The sequence below is a fragment of the Vibrio aestuarianus genome (genome assembly GCF_028858425.1).
GTDB lineage: Bacteria > Pseudomonadota > Gammaproteobacteria > Enterobacterales > Vibrionaceae > Vibrio > Vibrio aestuarianus.
Window position 1 is genome coordinate 1,581,480 of the sequence record NZ_JAKNYQ010000001.1, and the last position, 14,862, is coordinate 1,596,341.

Genomic DNA, 14,862 nt, shown 5'->3' on the forward strand with positions numbered 1-14,862 from the left:
GATCATTGACTTAACGTCCGCACTAAGCTGTCAAAACATACTGAATTGTGTCTCGGCAACTTGTTTAACTTCCATATTGTCACTTTTGCAAGATTACTCTATATCATTGGAAACTTTAACTAATACTAAATATACGTGATCTGTACTAGCCTTACTAGAAATTGAATTAAGAGCGTTTACCATACATGATGTTATTCACGTTTTTCTAAATTAAGTGGAAACGCTAAAAAGGTTTTGTCCAGAATCGTGTTTGCGTGCCGTTGAGCAGATTTGGCCATCCGATAGGCTGGGCTTATAAGCTGAAATTTTCTTCTAGAAGAAGACAGGGAGAACTATTTCGACAATACAAACACTGACTTCTGACAAATCAAAACTCAATCACTATCGGGTAAATACTCGATCACATCTTCAATCTTACAGTCAAAGAACTTACACAAGGCTTCAATGGTGGTAACGCTGGTATGGTATCCTGTGTTATTAGCAATTTTTGACATAGCTGAACTTTGAATACCTACTTGCTCAGCCAAATAAGATAAAGTTATCCGTCTCCCTTCGCGCTTAGACTTCTCTGCCACTAATTCTCTAATCTTATATCTAATCAAATTTTTATTACCAAATATTCGAATAAATGTCTTGATAAGACGAAAAATGACTCGTATATTTGTCTTGATAGGACGAAAACAAGTCAAAAGGAGGTCTCTATGGACCAGACACTATTAACGGTGAAAGAGCTCGCAGTTCGGATCAAATTTAGCGCCAACTACATTAATTCAAAACTGCGAGACTCAGTATTCATCGAAGGTAAACACTACATTCGACCCTTCCATGGTAGAAAAATTCTATACATATGGGAAGAGGTTGAGGTGGAATTATACCAGAGTGCGACAAGAAATGCGGTTTATATTCCGATGGCAGCAGGGAGAGTATGTTATGGGTAGCGTTAATGTAAGGGGAGACAAGCTATATATCGATTTTCGTTATTGTAACGTGCGGTGTAGAGAACAAACGTTACTCAATAATACAGCCGCTAATCAGAGGAAACTCACCAAACTGCTAAATCAGATTGATGCGGATATCAGGTTAGGGTGTTTCGTTTACAGCGAATATTTTCCTGAGTCGAATCTTGCATCTAAGTTCGTCAAGCAAGACATCTTGGCTCGGCGGAAGAAAGAAGAGTTGCTCGGCGCTTATAAAACGGCTTCGCAGGAGCTGCAGGGAATTACCAGCATTCCCTTTGAAGATTTTGCACACGAATGGTTCGGTGAAAATGAGGTTCGCTGGAAAACCAGTTATGTGAACAGCATGAAAGTGTATTTGTTTGGTTATCTCGTACCTGAGTTTGGCGATGTGAATGTCGATCAAATTCAGCGGCCAGATATCCTCAAATACCGAGCAAAGTTAATGCAGACCAAACCGGATGGAACGAAGCTCTCAACCGATTTTGTCAATCATGTCATGACACCTCTTCGCATGATATTACGTGAAGCGGCTGACCGCTATGGGTTTCGGTGCCAGTTTGAAAACATCAAACCATTGCGGGTAGAAAAGCGCGATGTGAATCCGTTTACTTTGGAAGAAGTGATGGATTTCTTAAATGTGGTGAAAAACGAGTATCGCAATTACTTTCTGGTACGTTTTTTTACCGGCATGCGCACCTCAGAAATCGATGGTCTGAAATGGCGATATGTGGATTTTCGTTTAGGGGTAATTAGTGTCCGTGAAACCTATGTTCAGGGGAAGATGGATACCACGAAAACCTTGGGTTCTGCTCGTGATATTCATATGTCGAGTATGGTGGTGGAAGCGCTCAATGCTCAGAAAGAAGTGACTGGGGAAGGAGAGTATGTCTTTTGTAACGCCGAAGGTAATCCTTTGGATAAAGGTAACATTCGTGACCGGGTTTGGAAGCCAACCTTAAGGAAAATGGGCTTACCTTATCGTCGCCCGTACGAAACTCGCCATACTGCCGCGACACTCTGGTTAGCGGCTGGTGAGGCACCGGAATGGATTGCCCGTCAGATGGGGCATTCCAATACCAAAATGTTGTTCGAAATCTACAGCCGTTATGTTCCCAACCTGACTCGTCAGGATGGCTCAGCATTTGAACGCTTACTGACCCAGATGAAGGAGAAAAAACAATGAAATACAACACCATGACCGTTCATTGTGCCAGCTTATGCCTAGACGTATTAAATCAGGGGCACTTCTTTCGTTATACCACGCCCGATATTCTGGCGTTTAAGTCTGAAGTGAAAATGCAAATTCGTATGCGAATAGAGCCGGTATCCAGTGTCATACCGGATGAAGAGGGAATGATTGAAGCGTTGGCGTCAGGGGTGATGAATGTACTGCTGCATTATCACTTCACTGCGGGGCGTGTATCACCGGATTTAATTATGGGCTTGATACAACATCGGCTCGATGATTTTGTCAAAGAGTGGAAAGCTCGACGTGATACTTAGGGTGCTTTTGAATAGGTGAGCGCATGTTGGACTACTTAGACCGTCCCATTGCTTGTCATCGTGCGTTTGTTCAGTTGGGCATCGGTATTACCGGTGCTTTACTGCTCAGTCAGGCGTTGTACTGGTCAAAACGGACTAAAGACGCTGAACGATGGTTTTATAAATCGATTGAAGAGTGCGGGGATGACCCGCCGAGAGATTGATACGGCTCGTTCAAAGTTAAGAAAACTGGGTATTTTGGTGGAGAAAAAACAAGGGGTGTGCCGTGCCGGATTTACAACCGGATTGATGAGCCAAATTTGATTGGCTGTTTGGGGCAAACTAGTATGGCGGATTGCGCCAATCCAGAGTTTACCCATCCGCCAGACTGTAGTGGCGAAATCCGCCGACCTATTACAGAGAATACACAGAGATTACCAAAGACCACAACAGAGACTGCTTCGCCGAAGATTGAATTTGGTTTACCTGGGAGCTTAAAACGATGAGTCGCTTCACGTCGATTCTCAAATATATTCCTGCTCATATCACGCCAAAGACGGTTGAAGAGATGGAGCACATTCGTCGTCATAGTCAGCCGAGTGTTGATAATACAGCCTCATCGCGTTCAGTTATCGGTGAGGTAAGAGGGGTAGGTGCCCGTTTTAAACAATGCCGTTTGGAGAACTATAGGAGCCACACTCCAACTCAGGCAGACGCGGTCAGTACCTTACAACGTTGGATTGAATGGGTTAACCAAGGTATGGATACCAATTTGGTATTGGCTGGTTATCGTGGATCTGGAAAGACGCATCATGATATTGCCAAAATAACACTGAGTAAACAGTGGCCCATACAGCAGTTAGACGGAGGCATTTCATACAACAAACCAGCATATCAACGCCACGTTGGAATCAATGAACGTTGTGGTCACTATGATTCTTGGGGGCGCATTGGGTTGGAGTTCAATAATGTCTCTAAAGAGTATTCTGAAGGTGGATGGAATCCGAGAATATTCTGTGGCTTTCTAATTGATAGTGAAGACCATGCCACTTATGACTTAATGGAAAATGAACCGATAGCGGCACTCATCATAGACATCGATGAACCTCTTCACTCAAAACTAACTGACAGCTCTTTATATAACGAGTTAGTTCGCGAATTAACGTTACCCAATGGGTGGAAGTTAAGTAATCGTATTGTGGATAGCAAAAATGAAAATTCGTGGCATCCATTAATTATTTATCGGAATCTTTCTGATTTTATTGGGAACGCAACGACACTAGAACAACAAGGTGAAGTGTTCTTTGATCAAATGTCAGAACTTCAGAATGTGTTGATTAATAGTCGTACTTTTTTGCTTTTTGCGAAGAGATGCAAAAATTATATGAGGAGTCTTTGTGATCACATAAGACCAGCTAGAACAGCTCTGCCTTGATTGGTTTACTGACCAAGGCTACCTATACAAAAATGGCTACGATATCGCCCCTGATGGTGATTCTCCTGAGCGTGATGATTACCACCAAGTCGTTTTAAAACAGCGCTTGCTTGAGCGTTTAGAGGTATTGAACCCTGAACTGCCGCAAGAGAACTTGGATGTAGTGGTGAATACGGTAAGTACGCCAGACACGCCAGTACTGATTAAAAGCAACCGCGCTTTCCACAAGTACCTGATTGAAGGTGTTCCTGTTGAGTACACCGTGTATGAAGACGGGGAAACGAAAACCAAGCACACCCATGCACGATTAATGGACTTTACCAATCCATATAACAATGAGTTTCTGGTGGTGAATCAGTTCACCATTACAGGTAAAAAAGGCAACCGTCGCCCAGATGTGGTGGTGTTCATCAATGGTTGCCGATTGCGGTTATCGAGCTGAAAAACCCTGCCGATGAACATGCTGATATTTGGCATGCCTACAACCAACTGCAAACCTACAAAGATGAGATCCCAGATCTGTTTGTTTTCAACGAATCATTGGTGGTGAGTGATGGTTGGACGGCGCGTGTTGGCCTCTCACTGCAAACAAAGAACGCTTTTTACCGTGGAAAACCGTTTCTGGTGAAGACGATAAACCGCTCTGGGATTATCAACTTGAAACTATGGTTAAGGGCTTCTTTAAGCCAGATTTGCTGCTTGATTACATTCGTTACTTTGTCTTGTTCGAAACAGATAATGACACGGTTATCAAAAAGATTGCAGGTTACCACCAGTTCCATGCGGTGCGAGCGGCAGTCGAAGCCACTGTACGTGCGAAACAAGCCGATGGCGAATTGCCTTTAGTTGCTGAAAGCATGGGGTAGTACCAAGTTCAAGCGAGAAAAGGCTTAGATATAATCAAGCCCGGCAGTGGTAAAGCGGGTGTGGATTGGCATACTCAAGGGAGTGGCAAAAGTATCTCGATGGTTTGCTATGCAAGCAAACTATTGCAACAGCCTGCGATGAACAACCCAACGATTGTGGTAGTGACAGACCGTAATGATCTTGATGGTCAGCTTTTTAATACCTTTCGTATGGCGCATGAAACGCTTAAGCAAGTGCCATCGCAAGCGGACGGACGGTCGTGATAAGCTGCGTGAACTGCTGTTGAGAAGAGCAACGAGGTATCCGTTATCCCAAGGTTACTCACATTGCTTGATATTGATAGCTGTATCATTACACTTGATGCAATGGGATGTTAAAAAGACATTGCTAAGCAGATTGTTAAAGGTAAAGTAGATTACGTCTTAGCCTTAAAAGGCAATCACTCAGGAATGAAAGCAGAGCTTGATGCTTGGTGGCATAAATCAATACGAGAAGGCACCACTTCTGAGACGTATGACGAGTACAGTGAAGTAAGTGTTGGTCACGGACGCACTGAAACTCGTCAGTGCGAGCAGTTAATCGTTGATAGAAGCTGGTTAGGTAAAGATTATCGTTGGGATGGTTTACAGAGTGTAATCAAAGTGACCGCAACGGTTGAAGAAAAATTGAGTGGTAAAAAATCGGAGGAAACTCGATGGTATATCAGCTCATTATCCCTCAACGCGCAGCAAGCATTGTATGCAATAAGAAGTCACTGGCAGGTAGAAAGCATGCATTGGATGTAGATGTAACGTTTAGAGAAGATGAATCGCGTATCCGTAGAGACACTGGCGCCTTAGCGAGGTTATCTACGGAATCACATACTCAACCGGTAAAATCTACATCAGTAAAGAGCTCACGAACAGTATCAACTACTGAGGAAGTGCTAAAAGTGAAGTTATCGCTTAGGATTTTAGCTTTGAAGAAAGAATGAATATGATGATCGCAATGCGTTTACGGTTATCATCGAAGATAATGGCAAAACAGAACTTTTGATTAATTAGTGCAACTAGTATCGTGGTTATTGCACTAGTGCCTTGCTTGAGAAATTAATTTTGTCGGTTAAACAGTTACATCAGTGATGAATCATGTCCAACGAATATAACAAGTACTTAATAGATCAACTGGAAGAGTTAGTCGAAAAACATAAACACAATGACGTGATACTCAAAAAAATTGATGCCGTTTTAGCTTCCCGTCGAGTTAGAAAGCGCAATACGGATCTGCGAGATCGTATTAAAGCCATTCGGACTGCAGCTAAAAGCAATGTTCATCAAGCGTCTAAGACCCCAGAAAATCAACCTACAAAGAGTGAACTGATGAGAAATAGCGACGCGCCCATAGTCTATCCCGACAACTTTCTTGTTTCTGCTTTTGAAGGGATGCGGCAGAGGCTATTAGATACGTCTGGTGGTCGTTCTCGGTTGCTGAATTTGGACCAGAACGGGCGGTCATTTGTTCGTCTTGTCGATGAACTACCTGACCAGTTGATGAAATTGTTGATGTCTGAAAGGGCTATGCATGTTACGCCAGTTCCAGAGCCGACATCAAAACAACTTGTCGAACATGGTTTTCTTCGATGGGACGATGAGCTTGAAAAGTTCATTGAACTTAAAAAGCAGCCTGATGCTAAGCAGTGGGCGGGTATTCTGGGTATTCACAATAGCTTTGAGCTGCCGCGAGATTCGGAACATGTTGACGATAACAGGCACTCAGATCTGGCTCTCCAATCGCTGCTTTTTGAGGCAGAACTAAATGGCTGCCTGAAAAAGCTGTCGACAGATGCCAGAACCGCTATCGATGAAACGGGAAACAACATTCTTTTTTTATGTTTGGGTTTTCTGGAGTGGGTTGAGCAAGATGAAGGCGGTAGGAAGCGTTTGGCCCCGCTTTACATGGTGCCAGTCAGTATTACAAAGCATTTTCAAAATGGCCTAGCTGTATATCGCGTACAATACACCGGAGAGGATATTATTCCAAACTTGGTACTTCGTGAAAAACTTCAGCAAGAGTTTGGTCTTACGCTCCCTGAAATTACCGAACCAGATAGTGACGATAAGCTTCTTACACCTGAAATGTACTTTCAAGAAGTTAGCACGCTACTTGCCAGAAAGAGTAACGATAAAACGGTTCGACTTTGGCAGGTTCGTCGTTTTGGTACCCTAGCTACTCTTAGCTTGGGAAAACTTCTGATGTACAAAGACCTTGACCCAAGAAAGTGGCCGGAAGGTAAAGGTAATATTCTTCAGCATGAGGTCTTTCGTCGCTTCTTTCAGGATGAAGCTAGACAATCTGAATTCCGCGGTGAAGCAGAAAGTTACGTTCTCGACGAAGTAGAGAACATTCACCAAAGCTTCCCCATGATTGAAGATGCGGATAGCTCTCAAATGAGCGCGCTTATCGATGTGATGAAAGGCAAGAATCTCGTGATTGAGGGGCCGCCCGGTACCGGTAAATCCCAAACAATTACCAACATTTTGGCCGCAGCCATGGCTCAGGGGAAAAGTGTCCTTTTCGTGGCAGAGAAACAGGCTGCGCTGGAAGTGGTTAAGCGCCGTATGGATAAAGCGGGTCTTGGCGATTTTTGTCTTGATCTACACAGCGACGGGGCGAAAAAACGCCTTGTGCTAGATGACTTTAACCAGCGTATTGCGAACTCTCCTAACTTCAAATATTCGATAGCTGAATATGAACGCCAAGTAGAGCGCTATGAACGCGCTCGCGAGAAGCTGCTGAACTATGTCCAAATGATTAATGCGGAGTGGAAGCTCACCGGGTTGACCATTCATGAGATACTTATGGCGGCGACTCGCTACAGTAGTGAATGCTCCAACCTTAAGTTTCAAGACGTTGCCCCTGAAGAGCTTACCGGCAACACCTTCAACCGTGTCATCCTAGATGAAAAAATTGAGCAGTTAACGCAATTTTATGACTACCTACAGCGTGTTAGTCAGCAGCTTGATGATAGCGACAATTGGTGCTCTCACCCTTGGTATGGCGCTACGAACAAAGCACTATCTGGAGTAGAGCCAGAAGAAGTGGTTCGACAGCTTCTGCAATGGGATTTAAGCCTCACAAATTGGCTGGAAGAGTTAGTGGACCAATGTATCTCTTACGATGTCCACCCTGATTATCACTTGATAAAAGCTGAGGCATTTGTCAGCTCTTGGGCTGACATTCCAGCTCCTAAGGGAGATGAGCTTTTCATAGCAATAGAACAAATTACGCCAGAGTCGCTTGAAGAGCTCGATGGCTATTTGGCTCTCTATCAATCTATTGCGGAAGGCTATGGTCACCTAAGAAAACACTTCGTAAAAGATGTTATTGAAAACCTAGATAGCGTTGAAGATATCGAACGGGCAATGCGTGGACTGGCTGAACTGGGCGTGGATAGAACGCTTGGTCTTAGTGAGCTGGCGAGAACCTTAAAATCCTTGCAGGTTGCTATCGACACGTGTGCGAAAATAGACTTAGTCCGAAGCGAAATGACTCCTCATTTACCCCAGGCTGCGCAGCAACTTTTGGGATGTAGCCGACAAGGCTTGAATGAGTTGGATACGTTTGTTCGTCTTGCGTGTGAACTGCCACCAGCCAATCTCTCTTTGAGAAACGAACTTTGGGATAGCGAAGAGCTAGCCTATGAATTGGAAAGCATGGAGCAACGAGTACAGGTTCTAAGTGATGAGAGACGTACACTGAGTGAGAGCTTAGATATTGAAGCTTTACCCTCTATTGATCTGTTAAAACGTTATGCAGAAGCCTATAGAAATAAGGGGCTGTTTTCGTGGCTTTCGCCGACGTGGCGAGAAGCGAAAAAAGCGGTTTCAGGGTTTAAAAAGCCTGGAAATCACTCGAACCAAGATATTGCAGCCCTCCTAGAAAGGGCGGCTACTTGGTCTGAGGAAAGTAATACGTTTCTAAGCGACACTAAATTCCGTTCACTGCTTCAAGATCATTTCCAAGGCGTAGATACCGACATAGCGAAAACTCGCACCATGGTCGAGTGGTATCAGAAAGTTCGAGCAGAATATGGTATTGGATTTGGGCGTCGCGTGCCGCTTGCTCAGGCTTTGTTCTCGCTTCCTTCAGAATTTATCCGGGGAATAAACACACTAAACAGCGATGGTCTTCGACAGCAAATCGACTCGTTTAGCCAAGCTTTGAGAAGGCTTGCATTGGTTTACCCTAAATTGGCTGCGTTTGCTACGGAAGACATCGATTTTACGTCTGACAACAAGCCGCTTGAAAATGCAAAAATTGAAATTGAGAAAAAACTGTTTTCATGTCAGCGATTTCTTGTCGATGCCAATATGTCCCAAGAGTTACTTTGGGAGGGAATTACCTCGGCCAAACAACTCGATGCTCGGGTTAAGTCATTCCTAAATCAGGGGCTGGATGAAAAGTATTTTGGCAACAACGCGCTTTTATCGGTACCAGTCTCGGGTCATACATCTCCTGAGCTTTCTCGTATCACCGCAACGATGGATTTCGTTAAAGAGCTATACGGGCGCTGTTCTTCTCCTGACATTATTTCTCTCGTGAAGCAATGCTCAAGCATTGAGTCCATAGCTGAGTTAAGACAAGTAGGCTCGGAGCTTGAAGCCCTCATGCGACGTGCTCAATATGATGAGTCAGTGTTTTTTGAACAGGTGAGCGGAAATCGCGAACAGTGGTTTGAATACTGTGGGTTCGACATAAAGAAAGTCATTGAACGCAATGAAAAAGCAATCAAAAGTGGGGAGTGGCTGGATGGTTGGGTCAAGTATCTGTTTGCTAAAGCTCGTATGGAGAAAGGTGGATACTCTCGGCTAAATCAATACTTGAGCCAGAGTAGCTGCTCGCTTGAACAGGCTCAAAATGCTCTTAAGTTCGCCACTTATCAGATGCTAGCTCGAGAAATATACAAAGAGCGTCCTGAATTAACGCAAATGTCTGGCCATGAGCAGGCCGCAATTCAGCAACAGTTTACTAAATATGATGAAGAGCTAAAAATTCTGCAGAGAAAACGTGTCGCCGCTTTAGCTAGCGAAAGACAAATTCCGAGTGGAACAAGAGGGGCTAAGGTTGCAAGCTACACGGAAGATGCTCTGCTAGACCATGAGATTAAGAAAAAGACGCGTCATATTTCTATACGTAATCTGGTGTCTCGCGCAGGCTCAACTCTTGTGGGATACAAGCCTTGCTTCATGATGAGCCCGATGGCCGTTGCTAAGTATATCCCGCCTGGCAGTATTACCTTCGACATCGTAGTAATGGATGAGGCTTCACAGGTAAAGCCTCAGGATGCACTCAGCTGTTTTGCCCGTGGTAAACAAATTGTAGTAGTGGGTGACTCCAAGCAGCTACCACCTACGTCATTCTTTGAAAAAACAGTGTCGAATGATTCGGAAGATGATCAAGAGGACGTTGGCGTAATTGATGATGCAGAGAGCATTCTTGATGCAGTGAGTGATCATTTCCAGAAGAGACAACTTAAATGGCATTACCGTTCGCGGCATGAAAGTCTGATAGCTTTCTCTAACCATCGTTTCTACGACAGCAGCTTGGTTGTGTTCCCATCGCCTTGGGGGCAATCGGATGAATTTGGTATCAAATTCAATCACGTCCATGAAGGGCAGTTTTTGAATAGTGTTAACCACGGCGAGTCTCATGCCGTTGTCGCTGCGATTAGGGAGCACCTGCTTTCAAAATCATCAGAGAGCCTTGGTGTGGTCGCAATGAACTCCAAACAACGCGATTACATTGAAGCGGATTTAGAGCGTCTGATTGGCAAAGATAAGCTATTACGCGAGGTGTATGAATTAAATCAACGCAGTGATGATCCTCTATTTATCAAAAACTTGGAAAATGTTCAGGGTGATGAACGTGATGTGATTTTCATATCGTTCACATACGGGCCTCAGGAGAAAGGTGCGGCAAATATTCCTCAACGCTTTGGCCCAATAAACAGTGCAAGTGGTTGGCGACGACTGAATGTTCTGTTTACTCGTGCTAAGAAACGCATCCAAATTTACAGCTCAATGACAGCTGATCAGATTGTTTTGAACGAAAACAGCAACTTGGGCGTCACTTCGCTGAAGGGTTACCTGAAGTATGCTCAGCATGGTCAGTTGATTGGACATGATGGCGTTCAGCAGAAAGAACCTGATAGTGACTTTGAAGTTTCAGTCATGGACGCCTTGGCCAAAAAGGGCTTCGAATGCGTCCCGCAAGTCGGAGTTTCAGGGTTCTTCATTGATATCGCTGTGCGAGACCCTGGGATGCCAGGTAGATACCTAATGGGGATTGAATGTGATGGGGCGACGTATCACAGTAGTAAATCCACTCGTGACAGAGACCGAGTAAGGCAGGGTGTTCTTGAAGGACTGGGTTGGAATATTCGCCGGATATGGTCAACGGATTGGTTTAAACATCCTGCAGCTGAGTTGAAACCCATTGTTGAAGAGCTCAAAAGGCTTTCTACACCTATTAAGCAGCAAACCAGCACGGAATCGATTTCTGAAGTTAAAGAGAAGCCAGCAGAGGAGTTGAGTCATAAAGCAGCTAGAACGCTAGAGGAGGCTCTAACTCGATACAAATTGGTCATTGAGAAAAAGTATCCAAATACTGAACCTCATGAGAAGTTGCTGCGTCCAGATATGATTGAACACTTGATTATGGACAGGCCAATGACTCATGAGGAGTTTACGTTGAGAGTGCCTGCTTATCTTAGACAGAATACTTCCGCTAAAGAGGCGGCGGACTATCTCGATGATGTTTTAGAGGTTATCACTGACTACGAAAGCATTGAGTGTTAAATTGCATCCTAAATTGCTTTCCGGCGAAATCGAGTTAGAGACTGAGAATTAAACATGTATTTTCACGAATTATTAAAACTATTTTCAAATAAAAAAAATAAAAGCAATGAAGCGGAAGTCTCTACGTCTGACGACTCTGCGACAATCGAGCTTAGCCCTGCAAAGGTAACTGACTCATCAAACCTCATAGTAGAGCCTGAACCTGCTCAGGTTCAAGAGTCGAATGCGTCGGTGAGTAGCGATGATAACACTTCGATTCCAGAGACAGGCGATCACTATCAGAGAACTCAAAAGCTGGCAGATAAGGCTTATGCCGAAAGCGGTGCAAGCTTTTATAGCGAAATATTTCCAGAATGTGTCACTACGCCTCGTTCTTCCCGACTTAACGCTACAGCAGTGATCAGCCCTTCTATGGTGAGTGAATATTACGAGCTGTGCAGTGCTAACATCAGCCACTTAAATCCGGGAGATATACTGCGTGTTAGAGAGAATGGTGTGTACAACCATTTAAATGGGTTGGTTTGTGATTTATCCAACATAGAATCTCAGGTTACTTATCGTGAGAAACTCAAAGTTAAAGAAATCTTTACGGCAACGAATACGGCTCCTGCTTACATCAAAGTGGAGCGGATCGGATTTGACGATTTGTTGATTGATTATACTGAAGTCAATCGAAGCCACACCAAGACTCATGATGGACAGAACCTTCTATCTGTTGCTCGCGATTATGCTGAGAAAACCTCTCGTTCAAAAGAGAACTTCGGCTATAAGTTGCAATTGGTTGAAGACTTAACCGGATGCACCGTAGTGCTGTTTTGGGGGCAAATTGAAACAGCCGCAAATGACATAAACTTTGGTGATAGTGGTCAGGGCACAGATGGCTGTGTTGTGTTAGGTACTATACCCAAAGGACTTTTATCAGAAACAGCTCAATCTCAGATGACAGCAATCACAGATGAGTATGACAGACCTCACCCTAATTTGAGGTATCTGCACCGGCAACTCAAATTAGAACTTATTGTTGAAGATGGACAAATTCGCCTTTGTATTTTTGATACGGAACCAGTGAAAAACAACAAAGCTGATGTGATTAGCCAACAGGAATTCCCTGCAAATAATTCTGGTGAACGTGATTACATTCGAATAGAAAATGGTAAGTATCGTTGCTCACAGTCAAAACAAACTTTTGTTTCGTCATGGTATTTTGAAAAGCGTCATAACGTCCAGTTGAATGATGTTGATGTATTAAAGGCAGCACAGGCTGATGGAGTTCAACATGACAAGAAATGCCATATTGAGTTTGAATCGGCTAGAAAAATCTGGGGTGAATACGTTTATATGTATCCAGAAAAATGGTTGGAGCAACAAAGCTCAAGATTATGGTAATTGATAGGTAGGGAGATTTGATCGTATAGCGTGCTGAGGTCGATTAGAATGCGGTGTTTATGATGCGCTTACCTAACTATGTGACCAAATTTGCTGTACAACTACACCAATCACATTACGTTTTTGGGTGTTTTTGATAGATGAAAAAGCTAATGTGACTAAACTAAATGTGATCAATTGCAAAAATTATGAATGTTTATGTGTAAATATAGCTCTATTTTTTTTGGATTATTATTGGGTCTGAACGGTTTTATTCTGGCTTTCTTGCTAATTTCATGAATAACAATTCGCAATATAGTTCCTGGTAGTGGGTGGGGGCGAATTGAATTTCACAAAAAAAAGGAGTACGTTTTTTTCAACAACCCCATACAACACGCGGAGTAATAGTATGAGTCTGATAACCCAGATTACATTTAACTATAAATATGCTTTGCGTTGCGTATTTTCTTCTATTACCGCGTGTACTTTCATCGGTTTCTACAAACTCAGTCGCCATGCTTTAAGTGAATGGTGCAACGAGTAGCACTCTTTTCCGTTTTTAAAATCCAATCGACGTACTCAATGTAACTCTATCGAGCTTTCTAGTTCATGTGATTTTGCATGTTTTCGCCACCTGTATTCAGTTGAAATAATTGATGCTGGCGGTGTGTGCGTCGCCTTTTAAATCACTCTAATGACTTTAGAGTGATTCAGATTTTAGTAACGATATAGGAGTTATATCCTTATGATTCGTCTAATCACGAATGCAAGTCTATACACGCCTGAATATATAGGCATTAAGCATATATTGATCGCCGGAAATAAAATTGAGGCCATCTATGACCAAGATTCTTGTCCTCAAACCCCAGCATTTGTTGAAGTTTTAGATGCGGAAGGAAAATGTATTGTTCCTGGTTTTGTGGATGGTTTAGTTCATTACTGCGGTGGCGGTGGTGAAGGTGGATTTAAAAATAGAACCCCAGAGCTTTTTGCTAATGAGGCTATGGAGTGTGGTGTGACTACGCTCGTAGGTGCTCTTGGTACCGATTCTCTGACACGGACCGTTTCCAACTTGTTGGGAAAATGCCGCGAATTGCAAGAGTATGGCCTCTCGGCTTATTTCTATTCTGGTTCATATCATATCCCACTAAAAACCTTGACCACATCAGTGGAAAGCGATTTGCTTTATATCCCAGACATCATCGGTGTTGGTGAAGTGGCATTGGCCGATCATAGAGCGTCGGTGATCAGTTTTGACGACTTGTTAGATATCGCCCGAAAAACGAAAACCGCTGCGTCACTAGCAGGGAAGAAAGGTGTGGTTTTTTGTCATATGGGGGATAGCCCTGAGCAACTTTCTTTAATACGAAATGTTGTAGAACAATCCGACATCTCACATGAACACTTCATCCCCACTCATTGTAATCGCAATCCCCACCTTTTTGAGGACGCTATACGTTACGGCCAAGAAGGGGGGTATATCGATTTTACAACCAGTACCAATGAAGGACTTATTCAGGATGGTGAAGTCATCAGTGCAAAAGCGATAAAGCTTGCACTAGAGGCAGGAGTTGCTCCATCACTTATCACTTTGAGTTCTGACGCGAATGCGAGCCTTCCTAGATTTGATGAGAATGGTAATACCATCGGTGTTGATGTTGGACGTATTTCTAGTCTTTTCGATTCAGTAAAACAATCTCATTTTGAGTTTGATGTTTCTTTCGAAAAAGCACTAGCTTGTATCACCAAAAACCCAGCCCAAGCACTGGGGTTGGTCCAAAAAGGACACATTCAGGTTGGAGCTGATGCCGATATGGTTATGCTCTCCAAAGACACTCTAGACATAGAAGCTGTTTGGGCTCTAGGTCATCAAGTCTATACCTGTTAAAGATCAAATTCTGTTTGTAAAGAGGTTAAC

At 43.5% G+C, this 14,862-nt stretch carries 9 protein-coding genes and 3 pseudogenes; 11 read left to right on the forward strand and 1 reads right to left on the reverse strand.

Going from position 1 to position 14,862, the window contains the following annotated elements:
- Positions 1-374: 374 nt before the first annotated feature.
- Positions 375-575, reverse strand: coding sequence for a helix-turn-helix domain-containing protein (locus tag MCT08_RS07490; protein WP_242506669.1), 201 nt, complete (start codon positions 573-575; stop codon positions 375-377).
- 126 nt (positions 576-701) lie between these two features.
- On the opposite strand from MCT08_RS07490, the gene MCT08_RS07495 reads away from it, so the two are divergent.
- From MCT08_RS07495 to iadA, 11 genes and pseudogenes are all read left to right on the forward strand, one after another.
- Positions 702-938, forward strand: coding sequence for a hypothetical protein (locus MCT08_RS07495; RefSeq protein ID WP_130200629.1), 237 nt, complete (start codon positions 702-704; stop codon positions 936-938).
- The gene (locus MCT08_RS07500; protein ID WP_274678157.1) at positions 931-2,142 is read left to right on the forward strand and encodes an Arm DNA-binding domain-containing protein; all 1,212 of its coding nucleotides are present in this window, start codon (positions 931-933) and stop codon (positions 2,140-2,142) included. The genes MCT08_RS07495 and MCT08_RS07500 overlap by 8 nt, the downstream gene beginning before the upstream one ends.
- Positions 2,139-2,462: a hypothetical protein gene (locus MCT08_RS07505; RefSeq protein WP_274678158.1), complete on the forward strand. Its 324-nt coding sequence runs from the start codon at positions 2,139-2,141 to the stop codon at positions 2,460-2,462. Before MCT08_RS07500 ends, MCT08_RS07505 begins: the two co-directional genes overlap by 4 nt.
- Before the next feature lie 23 nt (positions 2,463-2,485).
- Positions 2,486-2,665: a hypothetical protein gene (locus tag MCT08_RS07510; RefSeq protein WP_274678159.1), complete on the forward strand. Its 180-nt coding sequence runs from the start codon at positions 2,486-2,488 to the stop codon at positions 2,663-2,665.
- Between the two features lie 278 nt (positions 2,666-2,943).
- Positions 2,944-3,876, forward strand: coding sequence for a hypothetical protein (locus MCT08_RS07515; protein WP_274678684.1), 933 nt, complete (start codon positions 2,944-2,946; stop codon positions 3,874-3,876).
- A pseudogene (locus MCT08_RS07520) lies at positions 3,851-4,694 on the forward strand (type I restriction endonuclease); the annotation flags it as partial. The gene MCT08_RS07515 and the pseudogene MCT08_RS07520, both read left to right, overlap by 26 nt.
- A gap of 72 nt (positions 4,695-4,766) precedes the next feature.
- A pseudogene (locus MCT08_RS18670) lies at positions 4,767-5,034 on the forward strand (DEAD/DEAH box helicase family protein); the annotation flags it as partial.
- Positions 5,028-5,584 (forward strand): annotated as a pseudogene (locus MCT08_RS07525) (ISAs1 family transposase); the annotation flags it as partial. The pseudogenes MCT08_RS18670 and MCT08_RS07525, both read left to right, overlap by 7 nt.
- 286 nt (positions 5,585-5,870) lie before the next feature.
- On the forward strand, positions 5,871-11,579 hold the full coding sequence (gene hhe / locus MCT08_RS07530; RefSeq protein WP_274678160.1) for a DUF4011 domain-containing anti-phage protein Hhe: 5,709 nt from the start codon (positions 5,871-5,873) through the stop codon (positions 11,577-11,579).
- Positions 11,580-11,633: 54 nt separating this feature from the next.
- On the forward strand, positions 11,634-12,965 hold the full coding sequence (locus MCT08_RS07535) for a hypothetical protein (protein WP_274678161.1): 1,332 nt from the start codon (positions 11,634-11,636) through the stop codon (positions 12,963-12,965).
- Between the two features lie 724 nt (positions 12,966-13,689).
- On the forward strand, positions 13,690-14,832 hold the full coding sequence (iadA, locus tag MCT08_RS07540) for a beta-aspartyl-peptidase (protein WP_274678162.1): 1,143 nt from the start codon (positions 13,690-13,692) through the stop codon (positions 14,830-14,832).
- Positions 14,833-14,862: the final 30 nt, after the last annotated feature.

Coding starts and splice junctions, on each gene's coding strand:
- MCT08_RS07495 (WP_130200629.1), top strand. CDS start 702: ATGGACCAGACACTATTAACGGTGAAAGAGCTCGCAGTTCGGATCAAA.
- MCT08_RS07500 (WP_274678157.1), top strand. CDS start 931: ATGGGTAGCGTTAATGTAAGGGGAGACAAGCTATATATCGATTTTCGT.
- MCT08_RS07505 (WP_274678158.1), top strand. CDS start 2,139: ATGAAATACAACACCATGACCGTTCATTGTGCCAGCTTATGCCTAGAC.
- MCT08_RS07510 (WP_274678159.1), top strand. CDS start 2,486: ATGTTGGACTACTTAGACCGTCCCATTGCTTGTCATCGTGCGTTTGTT.
- MCT08_RS07515 (WP_274678684.1), top strand. CDS start 2,944: ATGAGTCGCTTCACGTCGATTCTCAAATATATTCCTGCTCATATCACG.
- hhe (WP_274678160.1), top strand. CDS start 5,871: ATGTCCAACGAATATAACAAGTACTTAATAGATCAACTGGAAGAGTTA.
- MCT08_RS07535 (WP_274678161.1), top strand. CDS start 11,634: ATGTATTTTCACGAATTATTAAAACTATTTTCAAATAAAAAAAATAAA.
- iadA (WP_274678162.1), top strand. CDS start 13,690: ATGATTCGTCTAATCACGAATGCAAGTCTATACACGCCTGAATATATA.